A 19,493-nucleotide genomic window follows, 5' to 3' on the forward strand; every position below is an offset into this window, starting at 1 on the left:
AGCCGATGCCCCTGCCGCCCCCGAAGCCGCCACCGCCGCACCCGTCGCATCGAGCGCGGGCACCGTCAGCACGGCGCCCAGGCGCAAGCGGCTCGGATCGTGCGACATAAACGCATTCGGATTCGCATCGAACAAAGCCTTCGAAGCGCGTACCAGCGTCGCGCGGTCGTGCGACTGCGTGGCAGCAATCGCTACGTCATTGAGCGATTGCCCGGGGCGAACCGTGTACTGGCTACCGGCCGCGAGCGGCGCAGATGCGGCCTCGGGCGCGCTTGCCGTCGTGTCGGCGGTCGCGGCCTGGGCGGCACTGGCGCCGGCCACACCGGTCAGGACAAAGGCAAGGGCAGCCGCAGCCGCGATCTGGCAAACGCTGTTACGTGACATAGCGTAAAGGGGAGAGAGTCGAACGGTCATCGGGACCACGGGCGCGTCAGCGTTCAGCCCTTGTTTGCGGTTGGTTTGAGACAAAATATTCGGAGCACACAATGAAAAAAGCGCCGCGCAAGCGCGACGCTTTTTGAGTTTTTACGCGTCGTAGGCGCGTAGTTTACTTTACTTGTCGAGCAGAATGCGCAGCATCCGACGCAACGGCTCGGCAGCGCCCCACAGCAACTGGTCACCAACGGTGAAAGCGGACAGATATTCGCCGCCCATGGCCAGCTTGCGCAGGCGTCCCACCGGCACCGTCAGCGTGCCCGTAACGACCGCCGGCGACAGATCGCGGATCGACGCCTCGCGCTCGTTCGGCACCACCTTGACCCAGTCATTGGCCGAAGCGAGGATGCCGTTGATTTCGTCGAGCGGCACGTCCTTGTTCAGCTTGATCGTCAAAGCCTGCGAGTGGCAACGCATGGCGCCAATCCGCACGCACAGGCCGTCGACCGGGATCGAACCCGGCGTGCCCATGGCCGGCTTGCCAAGAATCTTGTTGGTTTCCGCGCCGCCCTTCCACTCTTCCTTCGACATGCCGTTGCCGAGATCCTTGTCGATCCACGGAATCAGCGAGCCAGCGAGCGGCACGCCAAAGTGTTCGGTCGGCATGCTGTCGCTGTTCATCGCGCTCAGCACGCGGCGGTCGATGTCCAGAATCGCCGACGACGGATTGGCGAGCTCTTCCTTCACCGCACCGTTGAGCGTACCCATCTGTTGCAGCAGTTCGCGCATGTTCTGTGCGCCCGCGCCCGATGCGGCCTGATACGTCATGGCCGTCATCCAGTCGACGAGGTTTTCGCGGAACAGGCCGCCCAGCGCCATCAGCATCAGGCTGACCGTGCAGTTGCCGCCGATAAAATTCTTCTGACCCTTAACGAGCGCATTCTTGATCACGTCGAGGTTGACCGGATCGAGGATGATGACCGCGTCGTCCTTCATGCGCAGCGACGAAGCTGCGTCGATCCAGTAGCCGTTCCAGCCCGCTGCGCGCAGCTTCGGGAACACGTCATTGGTGTAGTCGCCGCCCTGGCAGGAGATGATGGCGTCGCACTTCTTCAGGTCGTCGATGCTGGAAGCATCTTTGAGCTTGGTCTCGTTTTTCGCGAACGACGGCGCGTTGCCGCCCGCGTTGCTGGTGCTGAAAAACACCGGTTCGATCAGATCGAAATCGCCTTCCTGCTGCATACGTTGCATCAGGACGCTGCCGACCATGCCGCGCCAACCTACGAGACCTACGTTCATGACACTTACCCTTCGAGTGGAGGCTTCCCCGCATCTTTGCCCGCAGTGACCGCGCGGGGAAGATGGGCGGGCACGACGGACGATCAGCGAATCGTGATCGTTTTCGGGGTAATCGATTTAATGAGCGACTTGATGGTAATGGCGAGCTCAACCACACGGGCCGTTTTGCCGTGGTGGTTAGAAATCGAGGTGATTTGGGGAATCGTCGCCATCGCTACAGTCTACACGAAAACCGGATTTGGGCGGCCCGATTGACCGCTTTTGCGTGCGAATGGGCCGGATTGCGGTCCATTCGCGCGTGACTCACTGATTACCTTGACTACGCGCCGCGAAATTTCACGGCGTCTTCACAACACAGCCGCAACCGTCTTAAAGCGCTGCGACGACAGCGTCGCCCATCGCCACCGTGCCGACCTGCTGGCAGCCCGGTGTGAGGATGTCGCCAGTACGATAGCCTTGCTCCAGCACCTTCTTCACAGCCGCTTCAATGCGGTCGGCCTGCTCCGCCTTGTTCAGCGAATAGCGCAACATCATCGCCGCGGAAAGGATGGTGGCCAGCGGATTGGCCACGCCCTTGCCGGCGATATCCGGCGCCGAACCGTGCGACGGCTCGTACAGACCCTTGTTATTCTTGTCGAGCGAGGCCGACGGCAGCATGCCGATAGAACCCGTCAGCATGGCAGCCTGATCGGAGAGGATGTCGCCGAACATGTTGCCGGTAACGACAACGTCGAACGCCTTCGGCGCCTTCACCAACTGCATGGCCGCGTTGTCGACATACATGTGCGACAGTTCGACGTCCGCGTATTCCTTCGACACGTCGATCATGATGTCGCGCCAGAACTGCGAGGTTTCAAGCACGTTGGCCTTGTCGACCGAGGTCACTTTCTTGCTGCGCTTTTGCGCCGCCTGGAACGCAACGTGCGCAATACGGCGCACTTCCGGCTCCGAATAGCGCATCGTGTCGAAGCCTTCCTTCGCACCGGCGAACAGACCGTCCGGCGCCTCACGCACACCGCGCGGCTGGCCGAAGTAAATGTCGCCGTTCAGTTCACGCACGATCAGAATGTCCAGACCCGAGACGATTTCCGGCTTCAGCGACGATGCAGCCGTCAGTTGCGAATAGCAGATCGCCGGGCGGAAGTTCGCGAACAGTTGCAAATGCTTGCGCAGACCGAGAATGGCCTGCTCCGGGCGCAGGGCGCGCTCGAGCGAGTCGTACTTCCAGTCGCCTACGGCGCCGAACAGGATCGCATCGGCTTCCTTCGCCAGTGCCAGCGTCGAATCGGGCAGCGGGTGGCCCTTCACTTCATAACCCGCGCCGCCGACCGGCGCTTCTTCAAGCTCGAACTTTTCGCCGAGCACGTTCAGAACCTTGACGGCTTCCTTGACGATTTCCGGACCGATGCCGTCGCCGGGCAACACTGCGATCTTCATGCGAATTTCCTTGATTGTTTTCTTTTAGACCTGGGCACGCAAAAGCGATAACGACCAGAGCGCGCGCTTAGCCAATGATGCGATGGCCGAGCCACGGCTGCTTCGTCAAACGCTCCGCTTCGAACTGACGAATCTTGTCGGCATGACGCAGCGTCAAGCCGATATCGTCGAACCCGTTCAGCAGACAGTACTTACGGAAGGCTGCGACTTCGAACGGATATTCCGTGCCGCCGCCCACGCGCACAACCTGTGCGTCGAGGTCGATGGTCAGCTCAAAACCATTGAACGCGTAAGTTTCGTTGAACAGGTGATCGACCTGTTGCTCGGTCAGCACGATCGGCAGCAAGCCGTTCTTGAAGCAGTTGTTGTAGAAAATGTCCGCGAAACTCGGCGCGATGATCGCGCGGAAGCCGTATTGCTGCAGCGCCCACGGCGCGTGCTCACGCGAACTGCCACAACCGAAGTTCTTGCGTGCCAGCAGGACCGACGCACCTTGATAACGCGGCTGGTTCAGCACGAAGTCCGGGTTCAGCGGGCGCTTCGAATTGTCCTGACCCGGCTCGCCGTGGTCGAGATAACGCCATTCGTCGAACGCATTCGGGCCGAAACCCGTGCGCTTGATCGATTTCAGAAACTGCTTCGGAATGATCGCGTCCGTGTCGACGTTCTCGCGATCGAGCGGCGCCACGACGCCGGTATGTACGATGAATTTATCCATGGCCCATCACCCACCAGAGTAAAGACCGGCGGCTGCGACACGCGGTGCGCCGCCGGTGGAATCGAAACAGGATCGCGCCGGCTTAGCCGAGCTTGCGAATATCGACGAAGTGACCTTCGATGGCCGCCGCAGCAGCCATGGCGGGGCTGACGAGGTGGGTACGGCCACCCGCGCCCTGCCGGCCTTCGAAGTTGCGGTTCGAGGTGGACGCGCAGCGCTCGCCCGGATCCAGCCGGTCGGCATTCATGGCGAGACACATCGAGCAACCCGGCTCGCGCCATTCGAAACCCGCGTCGGTAAAGACCTTGTCCAGCCCTTCACGCTCGGCTTGCGCCTTCACCAGACCCGAGCCGGGCACGACCATCGCGAGGCGGATGTTCGGCGCCACGCGGCGGCCCAGCTTGCGCACGACATACGCTGCAGCGCGCAGGTCTTCGATGCGGGCGTTGGTGCAAGAGCCGATGAAAATCTTGTCCGGCTTGATTGATTCGATCGGCAGATTCGGTTCGAGCGCCATGTACTTGAGCGCGCGCTCCATCGCGTCGCGCTTGACCGGGTCCTTCTCGCGTTCCGGGTCCGGCACGCGGCCGTCGATAGCGGTCACCATTTCCGGCGAGGTGCCCCACGTGACTTGCGGCACGATTTCGGCGGCATTCAGTTCGACGACGCGGTCGAACTGCGCACCGTCGTCCGACCTGAACTGCTTCCAGTATTCGACGGCGTGCTCCCACTCCGCGCCTTCCGGCGAGAACGGACGGCCTTTGAGGTATTCGATCGTGGTGTCGTCCACGGCGACCATGCCGGCGCGCGCACCCGCTTCAATCGCCATGTTGCAGACCGTCATACGGCCTTCCATGGTCAGGGCGCGGATCGTTGAGCCGCCGAACTCGATGGCGTAACCCGTGCCGCCTGCCGTGCCAATCTTGCCGATGATGGCGAGCACGATATCCTTCGCGGTACAGCCGCGCGGCAGTTGCCCTTCGACCTTCACCAGCATGTTCTTGCTCTTCTTCTGCAAGAGCGTTTGCGTAGCCAGCACGTGTTCGACTTCCGACGTGCCGATGCCGTGCGCGAGCGCACCGAACGCGCCGTGCGTAGAAGTGTGCGAGTCGCCGCAGACGATCGTCATGCCGGGCAGCGTTGCGCCCTGCTCCGGCCCGATGATGTGCACGATGCCCTGGCGCAGATCGTTCATCTTGAACTGCGTGATGCCGTACGAGTCGCAGTTCGCGTCGAGCGTGTCGACCTGCAGCTTCGACACCGGATCAGCGATGCCGTGGCTGCGGTCCGTGGTGGGCACGTTGTGATCGGACACCGCCAGATTTGCGCTGATGCGCCACACCGGACGCTCAGCCAGCTTCAGGCCTTCAAACGCCTGCGGGCTGGTGACTTCGTGCAGCAGGTGACGGTCGATATAGAGGATCGTCGTACCGTCGTCTTCCGTGTGGACCACGTGCGTGTTCCACAATTTGTCGTAGAGAGTCTGTGCCATGGTATGCGGGGGTAGTGATGACTACGGGCAAGCTGTGTGTGCGATTGATTATGCCACGCTGATCCGCAATCTGGTCCATGGAACAAGGGAAAAACCGATAAAAAACAGTGAGTTGGGTGGTAGTGGCGATACCTGTATCAGGGGTGCCCGGCAAACAGAAAGCTAGACGGTTACCGGTTTCGTGACGGGCACATAAGTCCATGCCGGCATCAGCATCGGCATCGGCACATGTCCGATCGACGACCTCACTTTCTTCTCGCCAGCACTCAGTTGCACCATCTGTTTGCCTGGGGTGGACCCTTCTTCGACCCCATAACGCACGACAACCTTGTCAAATGTTTGGGCCGGAAGCGGAGGGCTGCCAACGATATCCGAGGAATTCTTGAACGTAACCCGAACTCCCTTTCCCGCAGCGAGCTGTTTTCCTCCATCAGCTTGCCGGTCGAAATAAATCGCATAGTCCATCAAGTTCGGCCACCTCGTTTTTCGCATCTCTCGACACGCGCGCACGAGATGCACAAGAAAGCGATTCAAAAGATAGGCTTTGGTGAAGTGTTTTCCGCGCACGAAATGATGCACTTGCCCGCTGCCTGACCTTATACCCTTTCTAACGCTCGCCCTGATGTGGGAACGCTTCGCCAGTTCCCGAGCAATTTCGAAACACTCGGCATCTACGTGCTCACAAACATCATTGCCTTGCGTCCACGAACTAATCAAACGGCTCTGCTGTTCAATTGCCATCAATCGCGGCAAAACACCCCTCAAATCAGCTGCGACTTTAGGATGGCCGTTCAAGAAATTCAAATAGTCGAGCGGATGATCGAACCTGGTAAGCGCGCGGAGCACATCTTGCAAGGCGCCGTCACCACCGCCAAACACTGCGATCTTCTTTCCCGTTGTCTCCGGAGCCTTGAGGTCATCGTCTTCCCAGAACTTCTCTCCTACGACGGTGCTTCCGCTAGCAAGCCGCGTCTCCTCAATACCCATGCCCCCAGCCAACAAGATGTAGTCGGGGTTAAACATCACTGGTCCAGATTCCACTTTCTTTTCGGGCCAAGTGGTGTAACCGCTGTGAAGCCGAAGAGCAGAAGTGGGAGGGACCGGCGCTCCTTTTACTAGCGCCGCACACGCGGCAGCCGATTCGGCCGCGAACAATTTAACGTAAGGTCCAACGTCCCATCTCTTCACGCCCATCCAAAACATAGGTGCATTGGGACTGCTCATACAGCTTTTCAACCAGTCCTTCACTTGACGGGCAAACTCGCTTGCCGGCATAGGCGAAGAAGACGCCCAACGCGGCGTATAGGGACCCGCCTGCGTGGTGATAGCATTTCCAACGGGCGGATAGCTCTGATCAGCGTGCAGGATACTCGGCCATTCGTACATGAACGGTCCTACGTATCTCGATAGCACACCCGCCTGCAATGAAAGAGGCTCTTCATTGGTATCGACAACCACTACGGTCTTGCCCGCATGGCCGGCCGCCATCGCGGCGGAGATACCCGCAACACCGGCGCCGACCACCAGGATCCTCTGCAAGTTCGGGTCTGCGGCGCACAGATCCCTGACGAGAATTTGAGCCCGCACGATCTGGTCCCGCATACTGACGTGAACCAGATCGCTTGAAAGATCGAAGATGTTGGATTTCGCTTTCAAGCCCAGTAGAGCAAGCGTGTCGATATTTCTCGGTTCATCCGGCATGGTAGAGAGCCCGGTCGATGGCATCGTTAAAATCCTCGTCGTCCATTGAGAACAGATAGGGATGCGACAGGACCTCGCGAATCCCGCGGCCACCACCATCTTCGTCATCACCTCCCCGGCCAATTTCTGGTGGAGGATCAAATGGCGGCTCGCCCCCCGGTGGTCTATCCCTATCGTTACCAAGAGTGGCTTTCCAGGACTGAATGCCAGCCATCTCCGCGTCCGCTTCTACCGGAACGCGCTCGGCCAGCCCCATTGCTTCCAGATCACCCAATATTTGCAGAAGCCAGCGTTCACGCCTATCGAATTGGAGCCGGAAATTCCAATGCGATTCGATATATTCTGCCTCGCGCTTGAGGACAGCGCCTAAGTCCTCAAGCGTCAACGGCACAGGAGACCGTTGAAGCGCCCAAATAACCCAAACTCCTACGCTACGCGATCTTGGCGATGGAAGCGGCATATTTCCCCGGATGGTTTGCCTTTCTTCTACCCGACACTCACCAGTGCAGATAATGTGAAAGGCATATATTCTTTGACTTATACGGTTACTCCGACAAACTGCAATTGCCGGTAATGCCAGATACTACGACAAAATCGATTATCTATGAGCAGGATACGAAATCACAATTGCAGATCAAAACCCATTTGCGCCCGGCCGAGCGCCGTCAACTCACTCTCCTGCCCACGCCCAACGAAGTCGGTTTCGAAGTGATCCGCAGGAAAATCAGGCGGACTCTCGCCGCGCAGGAAACTCGGCAATTGCTGCCGCAGATACGCTTCGTTCTTCGCGCACCATGGCGCCGACGCGATGTACATCACGTTGCTGTAGCCGCTGCCGCGATGCACGTCCTCGACCGAATGCACGACGTCGCTGTGCCAGAACACCGCGTCGCCCGGTTGCATGTGCGGGATGGGCGTGACCGCTTCGAGCAGCAGGCTATGCCATTCCGCTTTGATCGACAGCGCGCGTGCCGGCTGCGCGCCGCATAGCTGGTCGTCTGGAACATCATCCTGCAGCGCACGCAGCAGCACGTAGGCCATGGCGTTCGCAATGGGGATCAATTGCAGCGTGCCGTCGCCCGGGCCTTGTGGGGTCAGCGCAGTCCAGCCCTGGAAGGTGCGGAACATCGAGCACACGGCCGGTGACGGAATCTCCTGCACATCAGGACGAAAAGCGGCGTCGAATGGATCGTAAGCCTGCCAGTTGCCCGACAGTACATGCCGATACACCTGGCGGAAATTCGGATCGAGCCAGCGTTCGACCGAGCCGCCATCCACATGCGGCGACAACCCCAGCGATTCCGAGCCAGGCGGGCGGCGGCGAATGCGGTCCGCGTAAACCGGCACGCGCTGCGGGTCGAAATGCTGACGACCTTCATCTCCCGTGTGCCACAGGCGGTTCAGAAACACCCGTGTATTGGTTAGTTGTTCAGATTGTCGTGCAGCGACTTGAGGCTTCGACCAGTACACACCGTAGATTTGCGGCTTGCTTGAGGACAGGGTGCCGAAATATTTGTCCTCCGCGCGATTAGCCAGTTTCTCGTCGAGACGGTTGGTCTCGACGTACTGCGCGATTTCGTCGTTCCAGTCCGTTGCCTGGGCTGGATCGAACACGCGTCGCACCACACACGCGCCGCGGGTTTTGATCTGCTCGATAGTGCGAGGGTCAACATCATGAGAGACGATCGACCGGTAGTCGAACACAGGGATGGTCTCGCGCCCCAGATGGCGGTCGCGGTGAATGGCGTCGACCTGCCGGCGGATGGCGCCCTCCACCTCGTGGAATACCTGCGCGTAGTTGGGCAAGGCGCTACGCAGCGAGCGTTTGATTGCACGAATCGCCTCGGGCAAGTTGTCGATTATCAATGGCATGAATTGTCTCCTGCGTTTTGTTGGGGATGGATGGCATGAGCGGGCCATATGCACAGCTTCTGCAGCTAGATTAGGCAGCTTCGCCCCTCGCAAGACATCCATTTCCGCCAACTATCGATACAATTCAGACATTCGCCGCATCCTCCTTTCGCGGCCAGGCGCTCGCCATGAAACCCCAATACGAACGCGTCACGATCCCCGAAGGCTGCTCGGTGCGGGTGTATCACCGCCAGATCGCGCGAATTCCGTTCGAATGGCATCACCACCCTGAATACGAACTGACGCTGACCATGAACAGCCGTGGCCGTCGCTTCGTGGGCGACCATATCGCGGATTACTCGGGTGACGATCTCGTACTGGTGCCGCCGGACATGCCGCATACGTGGGCGTCGATTAAGCCGATCAATACGAACGAGCCTGAAGTAGCCATCGTGGTCTGGTTCAGCGGCGACTGGGCGCGTCGGATGGCCGATTGCTGTCCTGAGTTCGGGGCACTGCGTAAGCTCTTGCGGCGTGGCGCACCGGGACTGCGCTTCGGCGAAGACTCGACAGCATTGGTGCGTGGAAAGGTTCACGCGCTGCTGGATGCGGAGCCGCGCGTGCGGCTCGCAGCGGTGCTGGAAATTCTGGCGCAACTGGCTGAGGCGGTTGCGGAGCCGCTGGCGTCATCGTCCGCGCACATGGATGGGACACGACGCGGTGGATCGCGCGAGCCTGCGTCTGGCTCCAGGTCCAAGCCTGGCGTTGGCGTTGCTGGTGTTGGCAGCACGGCGTCCGAAGCCGAACGCCTGAACCGCGTGCTCGATCTGCTCGATCGGCGTTTTAACGAGCCGCTGCGGATCGCGGATCTCTGTGCAGTCGCCAATCTGTCGGAGCGCTCGCTGCATCGCCATTTCATACGGCATGTTGGTGAGAGCGTTGGGCGTCATCTGACGCGCCTGCGCATCAGCTACGCCACGCGGCTACTTACCGACACGACGTGGCCGATCTCAGTGATTGCTGCCAAAGCGGGCGTTCCCAATCTGGCCAATTTCAACCGTCTGTTTTTATCGGCGCGCGGGATGACCCCGAGCGCGTATCGGCGGTTCTTCGAAACGCACGGGGATGCGCCGCAGCCGGACTCCCTGCCGGGCTTGCAAACGAGGTCGCCGTCACTGGAACGGGTTAAGCCGCGCGGAAAGCGCACGCACGCTTGAACCAGGACGCAACCCGGCTAACGGCTTCGTCACGCGCAAACAAAAACGCCCCAACGTTCAACCCGTTGGGGCGTTTCCTTAACCACAGCGCAGTTCGCAGTTGGCTTACTACACGCAACTCACAGCGGACCTAAACCGCCATAAGCTGCGCGTGCACCTGCAAGCGCTTAGCGTGCCGACAGCGGCTTCGCGTCACGCGGCGTATCGCCGACGAACAACTGACGCGGACGGCCAATCTTCTGTTCCGGATCGGCAATCATTTCGTTCCATTGTGCGATCCAGCCCACCGTACGCGCCATCGCGAAGATACACGTGAACATCGAGGTCGGGATGCCCAGCGCGCGCTGAACGATGCCCGAGTAGAAGTCGACGTTCGGGTACAGCTTGCGCGACACGAAGTACTCATCTTCCAGCGCGATCTTTTCCAGCGCCATGGCCAGCTTGAACAGCGGGTCGTCGTGCAGGCCCAGCTCTTCCAGCACTTCGTGGCAGGTTTCGCGCATCAGCTTGGCGCGCGGGTCGTAGTTCTTGTACACGCGGTGACCGAAGCCCATCAGCTTCACGCCCGAGTTCTTGTCCTTCACCTGCTTGATGAACTCAGGAATGTTGTCGACCGAGCCGATCTCTTCCAGCATGTTCAGCGCCGCTTCGTTCGCGCCGCCGTGCGCCGGGCCCCACAGGCAGGCGATACCAGCCGCGATACACGCAAACGGGTTCGCGCCCGAGGAACCTGCCAGACGCACCGTAGAAGTGGAGGCGTTCTGCTCGTGGTCCGCGTGCAGGATCAGGATACGGTCCAGCGCGCGCACCAGCACGTCGTTGACCTTGTACTCTTCGCACGGGTTCGAGAACATCATGTGCATGAAGTTCGCGCTGTACGACAGGTCGTTCTTCGGGTACGCAAACGGCTGGCCGATGCTGTACTTGTACGCCATTGCCACCAGCGTCGGCAGCTTCGCGATCATGCGAATAGCCGACACGTCACGGTGACGCGGGTTATTGATGTCGAGCGAGTCGTGATAGAACGCCGACAGCGCGCCGACGGCCGCCACCAGGATCGCCATCGGGTGCGCGTCGCGACGGAAGCCGCGGAAGAAGAAGTGCATCTGCTCGTGCACCATCGTGTGCTTCGTGACGGTCTCGACGAATTCCTTCTTTTGCGCTTCGTTCGGCAGTTCGCCCTTCAGCAGCAGGAAGCAGGTTTCGAGGAAGTCCGCGTTCTGCGCGAGATCGTCGATCGGGTAGCCGCGATACAGCAGCTCGCCCTTGTCGCCATCGATGTAGGTAATGGCAGAGTTACACGCCGCCGTGGACATAAAGCCTGGGTCGTACGTGAACTTGCCGGTCTGGCCGTACAGTTTGCGGATGTCGATCACGTCCGGGCCCATCGTGCCCTTGTAGATCGGCATTTCAACGCTCGGCGAGTTGTCGCTGAACGATAGCGTGGCTTTAACATCTGACGGGGTCATGGCACATCCTCAATCGAAGAATGGAAACGGGGTTTCGATAATTGCACGCGTGGAACAACGGACTGACTTCGCTCAAGCAGTGCGCAGCAGCTCCAGCACCCGGGCTACGTCCGGGTCGGCAAGGTCGCCTTCTGGTTCCTTGCGCGCGAGCAGCAAGTCCATCAGGTCGTTATCGCTCAGCTCGAGCAGGCGCGTAAGTGCGCCCACGTCGGCGTCGCTGAGGTCATGCTCGTATTTGCCGAAAAAACGCTCGAAAATCAGATCGTTTTCCAGCAAGCCGCGACGGGCTCGCCAGCGAAGGCGTGCCCGCCGCAGCGGGTCGGCTTGATGCGATTCGTTCATGTCAGTACGCGCCCGACCGCCCCAGGCGTTCTGACCGCCCCGTCGAGGGCAGCGAACGCAAGGAGCGTGAGGGCTATTTCATTCTAGACCGCGCGGCGAACCATCAATTCCTTGATCTTGCCGATCGCCTTCGTCGGGTTGAGGCCCTTCGGGCACACATCGACGCAGTTCATGATCGTATGGCAACGGAACAGACGGTACGGATCTTCCAGGTTGTCGAGACGGTCGCCCGTCGCCTGGTCGCGGCTATCAGCGATAAAGCGGTAAGCTTGCAGCAGGCCTGCCGGACCGACGAACTTGTCCGGGTTCCACCAGAAGCTCGGGCACGACGTCGAGCAGCTTGCGCACAGAATACACTCGTAGAGGCCATCCAGCTCTTCGCGCTCTTCCGGCGACTGCAGGCGTTCCTTTTCCGGCGGCGGCGTATCGTTGATCAGGTACGGCTTGATCGAATGATACTGGTTGAAGAACTGCGTGAAGTCGCAGATCAGGTCGCGCACGACGGGCAGGCCCGGCAGCGGACGCAGCACGATCTTCTGCGGCAGGTCGTTCATGTTGGTCAGACATGCCAGACCGTTCTTGCCGTTGATGTTCATGGCGTCCGAACCACACACGCCTTCACGGCACGAGCGGCGGAACGACAAGGTTTCGTCGACTGCCTTCAGCTTGAGCAGCGCGTCGAGCAGCATGCGTTCGTGCGAGTCGATTTCGATCTCATACGATTGCATGCGCGGAGCTGCGTCCTTATCCGGATCGTAGCGGTAGATTTCAAATGTACGCTTGGCCATTTCTGAATTCCTTTGACTTGTGCCTTAGAAGGTACGCGCTTTCGGCGGCACCGATTCGACGGTCAGCGGTTGCATGTGAACCGGCTTGTAGTCGAGGCGATCGCCTTCGCTGAACCACAGCGTATGGCGCAGCCAGTTTTCGTCGTCGCGATGTTCGAAGTCGTTCTGCGCGTGAGCGCCACGGCTTTCCTTGCGCGCTTCTGCCGACACCATCGTGGCGCGTGCCACTTCGATCAGGTTCGCCAGTTCCAGCGCTTCAACGCGAGCCGTGTTGAACACCTTCGACTTGTCCTTCAGATGGATGTTGTCGACGCGCTCAGCCACTTCGCGGATGCGCTCGACGCCTTCGGCCAGCAGCTTCGACGTGCGGAACACGCCGGCGTGTGCCTGCATCGTGGCACGGATGTCGTTCGCGACGTTTTGCGTGTATTCGCCCGACGAGGACTTGTCCAGCTTGTCCAGACGCGACAGCGCGAAGTCCGCGGCGTCAGCCGGCAGCGGCTTGTGCTCCTTGATTTCCTTCACATGCTTGACGATGTGGTTGCCGGCTGCGCGGCCGAACACCACCAGGTCGAGCAGCGAGTTCGTGCCCAGGCGGTTGGCGCCGTGCACCGACACGCACGAGCATTCGCCGACTGCGTAGAAGCCGTTGACCGGATCTTCGTGACCCTTCGACGTGCCCACCACCTGGCCGTGAATGTTCGTAGGAATACCGCCCATCTGATAGTGGATGGTCGGCACGACCGGGATCGGCTCTTTAATGCAGTCGACGTTCGCGAACTTCAGCGCGATTTCGCGGATCGACGGCAGACGCTTCATGATCGTCTCGGCGCCGATGTGCGACAGGTCGAGCAGCACGTGATCCTTGTTCGGACCCACGCCGCGGCCTTCCTTGATTTCCTGGTCCATCGAACGCGAAACGAAGTCGCGCGGCGCCAGGTCCTTCAGCGTCGGTGCGTAGCGTTCCATGAAACGCTCGCCGTTCGAGTTACGCAGAATGCCGCCTTCGCCGCGCACGCCTTCGGTAATCAGCACGCCCGCGCCGGCCACGCCGGTGGGGTGGAATTGCCAGAATTCCATGTCTTGCAGTGCGATACCCGAACGTGCAGCCATGCCCAGGCCGTCACCGGTGTTGATGAACGCGTTCGTGGATGCTGCGAAGATCCTGCCTGCGCCGCCCGTGGCGAACAGCGTGGTCTTGCCTTCGAGGATGTAGACGTCGCCGGTTTCCATTTCCAGCGCGGTCACGCCGAGCACGTCGCCTTCGGCGTCGCGGATCAGGTCCAGCGCCATCCATTCGACGAAGAACTGCGTCTTCGCCGCGACGTTCTGCTGGTACAGCGTGTGCAGCAGTGCGTGACCGGTACGGTCAGCGGCCGCGCAAGCGCGTTGCACCGGCTTTTCGCCGTAGTTGGCCGTGTGGCCGCCGAACGGACGCTGATAGATCGTGCCGTCCGCATTGCGGTCGAACGGCATGCCCATGTGTTCCAGTTCGTAGACGGCGTTCGGTGCTTCGCGGCACATGAACTCGATCGCGTCCTGGTCGCCGAGCCAGTCGGAACCCTTGATCGTGTCGTAGAAGTGGTAGTGCCAGTTGTCTTCGCTCATGTTGCCGAGCGAAGCGCCGATGCCGCCCTGGGCAGCCACCGTGTGCGAACGCGTCGGGAACACCTTGGACAGCACGCAAACCGAGAGGCCGGCGCGCGCGAGTTGCAGCGAAGCGCGCATCCCCGAGCCGCCTGCGCCGACGATAACCACGTCAAACTTGCGACGCGGCAGAGAATTCTTGATTGCAGCCATTCTTTTATACTCTCCAGAGAATCTGCGCAGCGTAGCCGGCACACGCCAGCAGCCAGACGATCGTCAGGGCCTGCAAGGTGAGGCGCACACCGACGGGCTTGATATAGTCCATCCAGATGTCACGAATACCCACCCACGCGTGGTAGAACAGGGACAGCAGCGTCACGAACGTGGCGAGCTTCATCCATTGCGTCGCGAAGATCGACGCCCAGCCGTCATACGAGAAATCCTGTGCGCCGAAGAACCACACCAGCAGGATGATCGTGTAGATCGCCATGATGGTGGCGGTAATGCGCTGTGCGAGCCAGTCGCGCAGACCGTAGTGCGCGCCCACGACAAGACGCTTCGGGCCGATTCGGTTGTTAGCTGCCATTTTTTTAGAATGCTCCGAAGAGTTTGAGCGCGAAAGCGATCGTCAGAAGCGACGAGACGACCAGCACGACGATGGAGGTTTGCTTGCCCTTTTCCTTGGTAACCGCGCCGTGGTTGGTGTCCATCACCAGGTGACGGATGCCTGCGCAGAAGTGGAAAAGGAAGGCCCACGCGAGAACCAGCGTGATGAGCTTGACGATGATATTGGAGAGGAAGCCCTTGAACACATCAAAGCTGAGCTCTGAAGTAAGGCTTTGATCGAAGAGGTACAGCAGGAACGGAAGGAACACAAAAAGCAGCCCACCGCTGACGCGATGGAGAATCGACACACGCCCCGCTAGTGGGAGGCGGTACGCCGTCAATATTTGCCCGATACCGATGTTCCGGAACTCCGGCCTCGGTTTTTTTACGGCTTCAGCCATGCTAGACCCCTACTATGTAGTAACACTAATCCACAATTTTAGCGCCTTTTTATATCGCGCTGCAGCGAAAAACCTCATAGGTCTTTTACTGCACACGAGACAATGGCGTCGTCAAGAGGGTGCCGCGCGCTGTGCCCAACACCCTTCAGCACACTGATTCAGCTTGATGACCGGATGCTCGGCAAGCCGGTTTCAACTGAGATCGTTCTGATAGTAGTACCCGGTTGTGACATACCATCCACGCCGGACTTCGACGGGACGGTCTCCATAGGTATAGGACACTCGCTCTACCGATAGCAACGGAAATCCTGGCGGCACCTGCAGCAGATCCGCGACCGAAGGGTCCGCCGCAACCGCACGAATCTTCTCGGAAGCCCGGATCATGCGGGTTCCGAACTCCGTCTCGAACATGGCGTAGAGCGGGCCTTTGTACTCCGAGAGCCGCTCGAGCGTGAGCCCTCGGAACACGACACCGGGTAACCAGATCTCGTCGAGTACCGTGATTTCACCATCAAACTGCAAAAGCCGCTTGATAAGCACCACGGGATCGGACGGCTTCAGGTCAAGTTGGCGGGCGATATCGGCAGACGCGCGCAGGCGGCGGCATTCGAGCAGGCGGCTAACGTGGGGATGTTCGGCGCCGTCATCGGCGAGTAACCTGAGGAAGCGAAACTGGGCGCGGTCCTCATTGTGCGTTGCAACAAATGTGCCCTTGCCCTGGCGGCGCACCAGCAGGTTGTCTGCCGCCAGTTCGTCGATCGCTTTGCGTACGGTGCCCTGGCTCACCTTGAAGCGGGCCGCAAGTTCGACCTCGCTCGGAATGATTTCACCCGGCTTCCATTCTCCTGTCTCCAGGCTCTGCGTAATCAACCCCTTGATCTGCTGATACAAGGGGCTGAAAGTGGGCGACGCAGCAGGCGCAGCGGCAACAGGTGCGGCCTCGCCTGGTCCCCCAGGGCCGTTAGGATTCGCAGTGCTAGCCGGGTTCGCAGTCATGCGCGCATTTCATCATAAAGGCCCATCTTCCGTCCAGAGCTTTCCCGGCAATAGATATGTCTTATATAAGACATAAGATAATGTTGACTTTGTGAAGGCCGAATCCTACACTCCATCGCGAGCAAGGGTTTGCGGGCAATCCGGCGGCTTTTTCCTCGGGTATCTTCTGGTACTTCTGGTCAACCGCTCCGTACCGGCAGCCGCTCTGCATCATGCTGTTGTCTCTCGCGGTCCCGCTTTCGATTCGCCGGTCTTTGTCCCGTCAGACGCTTCGGAAACACACCCTTGCAGGAGCCCGGCACCATGCAGTGGCCACCGGCGTCTCGTGCGCCCCCGCTCCGCTGCACAGGTTTCCGGCATGGCGGTCTCTCTGCAACGCGCGTTCCCGGCCTCGGTTTTCAGCTTGATGCGCCGTGTAACAGTGAATTCCGCCGTGTTTCACAACGCTTCGCCTAACGCGCATATAGAATGGCGTTTTCCCTAGCGTCTAACGCATCGTCCTGGAGAATTCTCAATGGCTAAGCCCGCAAAGCGCGTTGCCGTCACCGGCGCCGCAGGTCAAATCGCTTACTCCCTGCTGTTCCGCATCGCCAATGGCGACCTGCTCGGCAAGGATCAGCCGGTGGTCCTGCAACTGCTCGACCTGCCGCAAGCGCAAGCCGCCGTTAAAGGCGTCGTGATGGAACTGGATGATTGCGCGTTCCCGCTGCTGCAGGGCGTCGTGATCACCGACGATCCCAAGGTTGCCTTCAAGGATGCTGACGTCGCCCTGCTGGTTGGCGCACGTCCGCGTTCGAAGGGCATGGAACGTAAAGATCTGCTGTCGGCCAACGCCGAGATCTTCACGGTGCAAGGCAAGGCGCTGAACGAAGCCGCCAGCCGTGACGTGAAGGTGCTGGTGGTCGGCAACCCGGCTAACACCAATGCTTACATCGCGATGAAGTCGGCACCGGACCTGCCGAAGAAGAACTTCACCGCCATGCTGCGTCTGGACCACAACCGCGCGTTGTCGCAACTGGCAGCCAAGTCGGGCAAGCCGGTCGCTTCGATCGAAAAGCTGGCCGTGTGGGGCAACCACTCGCCGACGATGTACCCGGACTTCCGCGTCGCAACGGCAGAAGGTCAAGACCTGACCAAGCTGATCAACGACGACGAGTGGAACCGCAACACGTTCATCCCGACCGTCGGCAAGCGCGGCGCGGCCATCATCGAAGCGCGCGGCCTGTCGTCGGCGGCGTCGGCAGCTAACGCTGCAATCGACCACGTGCGTGACTGGGTGCTCGGCACGAACGGCAAGTGGGTCACCATGGGTATCCCGTCGGACGGTTCGTATGGCATTCCGGAAGACATCATCTACGGTGTGCCGGTAACCTGCGAAAACGGCGAGTACAAGCGTGTCGAGGGCCTGGCAATCGACGCGTTCTCGCGCGAAAAGATGGACGCTACGCTCAACGAGCTGCTCGAAGAGCGCGACGGCGTTCAACATCTGCTCGGCTAAGCGACTGCTGCAGACGAGCCGGGATCCGTTGCCAGTCAACGGGTTCCGGTTTTTTACGTGCGTATCCGATCCGAACGCGTTTTGCCCCGCCTGAAGCGCTGCTGCCCCAGCCCTTCAAGCAAAATTCAGGCAGAACGCGCCCGAATCCGATTCCTCAACGAGAACCCACGCCCCTTACGCCGAAGATGCGCGCACTGACTCCCGCCGAAGTGCTGTTTGACGGCGAAGCGCCGCCCACTGTCCTGCCTGCCTGCGATCACTACGCCGGCAGTGAGAAGCTGATGCTGAAATCGCTCGCTTTGCAGCAGGAGTTGGGGCCGGTGTTCGACATCACGCTCGATTGCGAAGACGGCGCCCAGGTGGGCCGCGAGGCCGAGCATGCCGAGCTGGTAGCGTCGCTGCTGGGTAGCGAGCACGACCGTTTCGGCCGTGTCGGCGTGCGGATTCACGATTTCAATCACGCGCACTGGCGCGACGACGTGCGCCTGATCCTGCGCGCCGCCAGGCGCGCTCCTGCCTATATCACCCTGCCGAAGATCCGCAGCGTCCCCGACGCCGCCGAAATGTGCGCGTACATCGAAGCGACGCGGCGTGAGCTTGGCATCGCACAACCCGTGCCGGTGCAGTTGCTGGTCGAAACCCATGGCGCGCTGGCGCGGGCCTTCGATCTGGCGGCCCTGCCGGGCGTCGAGGCGCTCAGCTTCGGCCTGATGGACTTCGTCTCCGCGCACGACGGTGCGATTCCCGACACGGCCATGCGCTCACCCGGCCAGTTCGATCATCCACTGGTGCGGCGCGCCAAGCTCGAAATCGCCGCGGCCTGCCACGCTCACGGCAAAGTGCCGTCGCATAACGTCAGCACCGAAGTGCGCGACATGAGCGTGGTGGCCAATGACGCCGCCCGTGCCCGCAACGAGTTCGGCTATACGCGGATGTGGAGCATTCACCCGGCCCAGGTGCCGGCGATCGTCGCCGCCTTCGCGCCGCGCGAAGACGAGATCGCCACCGCCGCCGAGATTCTGCTGGCCGCGCAATCCGCCCAATGGGGCCCAACGCGCCATCACGACACACTGCACGACCGCGCCAGCTACCGTTATTACTGGTCGGTGCTGCGCCGCGCCCGCTCGACCGGGCGCAGTGTGCCGGCCGAAGCCGCCCCGCTGTTCAACCAGAATTGAACGGGTACAGGAGACCGCTGGAGATGAGCGAAAAGATGCAAGCCGCAGGGACAACGGGCGAAACCGGTGCCCCGGGCGCATTCAAGCCGAAGAAGTCCGTCGCGCTGTCAGGCGTGACGGCCGGCAACACCGCACTGTGCACGGTCGGCAAGACCGGCAATGACCTGCATTACCGCGGCTACGACATCCTCGATATCGCCAGCACCTGTGAATTCGAAGAGATCGCCTACCTGCTGGTGCACGAAAAGCTGCCTACCCAGGCTGAACTGACCGCCTACAAGACGAAGCTGAAGGCGCTGCGCGGCCTGCCCGCCAACGTCAAGGCCGCGCTGGAATGGATTCCGGCCGCCGCCCACCCGATGGACGTGATGCGCACCGGCGTCTCGGTGCTCGGCACCGTGCTGCCCGAGAAGGACGACCATAATCTGCCCGGCGCGCGCGATATCGCCGACCGGCTGATGGCCTCGCTCGGCTCGATGCTGCTGTACTGGTACCACTACTCGCACAACGGCAAGCGCATCGAGGTGGAGACCGACGA

At 60.6% G+C, this 19,493-nt stretch carries 18 protein-coding genes and 1 pseudogene; 4 read left to right on the plus strand and 15 right to left on the minus strand.

Features of this window, described 5'->3' with window-relative positions; genetic code table 11:
• From FFS45_RS39655 to FFS45_RS39685, 8 genes and pseudogenes are all read right to left on the minus strand, one after another.
• Positions 1-414 (minus strand): annotated as a pseudogene (locus FFS45_RS39655) (fimbrial protein FimV); the annotation flags it as partial.
• Positions 415-552: 138 nt separating this feature from the next.
• On the minus strand, positions 553-1,674 hold the full coding sequence (gene asd / locus FFS45_RS39660) for an aspartate-semialdehyde dehydrogenase (protein WP_137960063.1): 1,122 nt from the start codon (positions 1,672-1,674) through the stop codon (positions 553-555).
• A 369-nt stretch (positions 1,675-2,043) separates the two neighbouring features.
• Positions 2,044-3,111 (minus strand): 3-isopropylmalate dehydrogenase, encoded by a 1,068-nt coding sequence (gene leuB / locus FFS45_RS39665; protein ID WP_137960064.1) that lies wholly within the window; start codon positions 3,109-3,111, stop codon positions 2,044-2,046.
• A 67-nt stretch (positions 3,112-3,178) separates the two neighbouring features.
• Positions 3,179-3,829: a 3-isopropylmalate dehydratase small subunit gene (leuD, locus tag FFS45_RS39670; protein WP_137960065.1), complete on the minus strand. Its 651-nt coding sequence runs from the start codon at positions 3,827-3,829 to the stop codon at positions 3,179-3,181.
• A gap of 82 nt (positions 3,830-3,911) precedes the next feature.
• Complete coding sequence (gene leuC, locus FFS45_RS39675; protein WP_137960066.1) at positions 3,912-5,321, minus strand: 3-isopropylmalate dehydratase large subunit; 1,410 nt, start codon at positions 5,319-5,321, stop codon at positions 3,912-3,914.
• A gap of 162 nt (positions 5,322-5,483) precedes the next feature.
• On the minus strand, positions 5,484-7,046 hold the full coding sequence (locus tag FFS45_RS39680) for an FAD-binding protein (RefSeq protein WP_171029882.1): 1,563 nt from the start codon (positions 7,044-7,046) through the stop codon (positions 5,484-5,486).
• Positions 7,012-7,407, minus strand: a complete 396-nt coding sequence (locus tag FFS45_RS42030; RefSeq protein WP_171029883.1) for a hypothetical protein — start codon at positions 7,405-7,407, stop codon at positions 7,012-7,014. Before FFS45_RS42030 ends, FFS45_RS39680 begins: the two co-directional genes overlap by 35 nt.
• 236 nt (positions 7,408-7,643) lie before the next feature.
• Complete coding sequence (locus FFS45_RS39685) at positions 7,644-8,894, minus strand: DUF1479 domain-containing protein (protein ID WP_137960068.1); 1,251 nt, start codon at positions 8,892-8,894, stop codon at positions 7,644-7,646.
• A gap of 167 nt (positions 8,895-9,061) precedes the next feature.
• On the opposite strand from FFS45_RS39685, the gene FFS45_RS39690 reads away from it, so the two are divergent.
• Positions 9,062-10,090, plus strand: a complete 1,029-nt coding sequence (locus tag FFS45_RS39690) for an AraC family transcriptional regulator (RefSeq protein ID WP_137960069.1) — start codon at positions 9,062-9,064, stop codon at positions 10,088-10,090.
• Positions 10,091-10,257: 167 nt separating this feature from the next.
• Here the strand turns inward: FFS45_RS39690 and gltA are convergent, their stop codons facing one another.
• From gltA to FFS45_RS39725, 7 genes are all read right to left on the minus strand, one after another.
• Complete coding sequence (gltA, locus tag FFS45_RS39695; RefSeq protein WP_137960070.1) at positions 10,258-11,559, minus strand: citrate synthase; 1,302 nt, start codon at positions 11,557-11,559, stop codon at positions 10,258-10,260.
• A 72-nt stretch (positions 11,560-11,631) separates the two neighbouring features.
• Positions 11,632-11,901: a succinate dehydrogenase assembly factor 2 gene (locus FFS45_RS39700; RefSeq protein ID WP_137960071.1), complete on the minus strand. Its 270-nt coding sequence runs from the start codon at positions 11,899-11,901 to the stop codon at positions 11,632-11,634.
• 83 nt (positions 11,902-11,984) lie between these two features.
• The gene (locus FFS45_RS39705; protein WP_137960072.1) at positions 11,985-12,689 is read right to left on the minus strand and encodes a succinate dehydrogenase iron-sulfur subunit; all 705 of its coding nucleotides are present in this window, start codon (positions 12,687-12,689) and stop codon (positions 11,985-11,987) included.
• 24 nt (positions 12,690-12,713) lie between these two features.
• The gene (sdhA, locus tag FFS45_RS39710; RefSeq protein ID WP_137960073.1) at positions 12,714-14,489 is read right to left on the minus strand and encodes a succinate dehydrogenase flavoprotein subunit; all 1,776 of its coding nucleotides are present in this window, start codon (positions 14,487-14,489) and stop codon (positions 12,714-12,716) included.
• Positions 14,490-14,493: 4 nt separating this feature from the next.
• Positions 14,494-14,862: a succinate dehydrogenase, hydrophobic membrane anchor protein gene (gene sdhD / locus FFS45_RS39715; RefSeq protein WP_074294073.1), complete on the minus strand. Its 369-nt coding sequence runs from the start codon at positions 14,860-14,862 to the stop codon at positions 14,494-14,496.
• A 4-nt stretch (positions 14,863-14,866) separates the two neighbouring features.
• Positions 14,867-15,283 carry a succinate dehydrogenase, cytochrome b556 subunit gene (gene sdhC, locus FFS45_RS39720; RefSeq protein WP_137960074.1) on the minus strand — a complete coding sequence of 139 codons (417 nt, stop codon included), beginning with the start codon at positions 15,281-15,283 and terminating at the stop codon, positions 14,867-14,869.
• Between the two features lie 192 nt (positions 15,284-15,475).
• Positions 15,476-16,279, minus strand: a complete 804-nt coding sequence (locus tag FFS45_RS39725) for a GntR family transcriptional regulator (protein WP_137960075.1) — start codon at positions 16,277-16,279, stop codon at positions 15,476-15,478.
• Positions 16,280-16,793: 514 nt separating this feature from the next.
• Here FFS45_RS39725 and FFS45_RS39730 point away from each other — a divergent pair.
• From FFS45_RS39730 to FFS45_RS39740, 3 genes are all read left to right on the plus strand, one after another.
• Positions 16,794-17,777 (plus strand): malate dehydrogenase, encoded by a 984-nt coding sequence (locus FFS45_RS39730; RefSeq protein WP_137960076.1) that lies wholly within the window; start codon positions 16,794-16,796, stop codon positions 17,775-17,777.
• A gap of 185 nt (positions 17,778-17,962) precedes the next feature.
• Positions 17,963-18,955 (plus strand): aldolase/citrate lyase family protein, encoded by a 993-nt coding sequence (locus tag FFS45_RS39735; RefSeq protein ID WP_137960077.1) that lies wholly within the window; start codon positions 17,963-17,965, stop codon positions 18,953-18,955.
• 23 nt (positions 18,956-18,978) lie between these two features.
• Positions 18,979-19,493: citrate/2-methylcitrate synthase (locus FFS45_RS39740; protein WP_283204794.1), on the plus strand; the 515-nt coding region annotated here is incomplete at its 3' end.

Source organism: Burkholderia sp. 4M9327F10, from assembly GCF_005503145.1.
Classification (GTDB): domain Bacteria; phylum Pseudomonadota; class Gammaproteobacteria; order Burkholderiales; family Burkholderiaceae; genus Paraburkholderia.

What these genes read in the sequence shown, in the direction of transcription:
- gltA (WP_137960070.1), bottom strand. Translation starts at nt 11,559, where the DNA reads ATGACCCCGTCAGATGTTAAAGCCACGCTATCGTTCAGCGACAACTCG.
- FFS45_RS39700 (WP_137960071.1), bottom strand. Translation starts at nt 11,901, where the DNA reads ATGAACGAATCGCATCAAGCCGACCCGCTGCGGCGGGCACGCCTTCGC.
- sdhC (WP_137960074.1), bottom strand. Translation starts at nt 15,283, where the DNA reads ATGGCTGAAGCCGTAAAAAAACCGAGGCCGGAGTTCCGGAACATCGGT.
- FFS45_RS39735 (WP_137960077.1), top strand. Translation starts at nt 17,963, where the DNA reads ATGCGCGCACTGACTCCCGCCGAAGTGCTGTTTGACGGCGAAGCGCCG.
- leuB (WP_137960064.1), bottom strand. Translation starts at nt 3,111, where the DNA reads ATGAAGATCGCAGTGTTGCCCGGCGACGGCATCGGTCCGGAAATCGTC.
- FFS45_RS39730 (WP_137960076.1), top strand. Translation starts at nt 16,794, where the DNA reads ATGGCTAAGCCCGCAAAGCGCGTTGCCGTCACCGGCGCCGCAGGTCAA.
- FFS45_RS39685 (WP_137960068.1), bottom strand. Translation starts at nt 8,894, where the DNA reads ATGCCATTGATAATCGACAACTTGCCCGAGGCGATTCGTGCAATCAAA.
- asd (WP_137960063.1), bottom strand. Translation starts at nt 1,674, where the DNA reads ATGAACGTAGGTCTCGTAGGTTGGCGCGGCATGGTCGGCAGCGTCCTG.
- FFS45_RS39680 (WP_171029882.1), bottom strand. Translation starts at nt 7,046, where the DNA reads ATGCCATCGACCGGGCTCTCTACCATGCCGGATGAACCGAGAAATATC.
- leuC (WP_137960066.1), bottom strand. Translation starts at nt 5,321, where the DNA reads ATGGCACAGACTCTCTACGACAAATTGTGGAACACGCACGTGGTCCAC.
- FFS45_RS39690 (WP_137960069.1), top strand. Translation starts at nt 9,062, where the DNA reads ATGAAACCCCAATACGAACGCGTCACGATCCCCGAAGGCTGCTCGGTG.
- FFS45_RS39705 (WP_137960072.1), bottom strand. Translation starts at nt 12,689, where the DNA reads ATGGCCAAGCGTACATTTGAAATCTACCGCTACGATCCGGATAAGGAC.
- leuD (WP_137960065.1), bottom strand. Translation starts at nt 3,829, where the DNA reads ATGGATAAATTCATCGTACATACCGGCGTCGTGGCGCCGCTCGATCGC.
- FFS45_RS39725 (WP_137960075.1), bottom strand. Translation starts at nt 16,279, where the DNA reads ATGACTGCGAACCCGGCTAGCACTGCGAATCCTAACGGCCCTGGGGGA.
- sdhD (WP_074294073.1), bottom strand. Translation starts at nt 14,862, where the DNA reads ATGGCAGCTAACAACCGAATCGGCCCGAAGCGTCTTGTCGTGGGCGCG.
- sdhA (WP_137960073.1), bottom strand. Translation starts at nt 14,489, where the DNA reads ATGGCTGCAATCAAGAATTCTCTGCCGCGTCGCAAGTTTGACGTGGTT.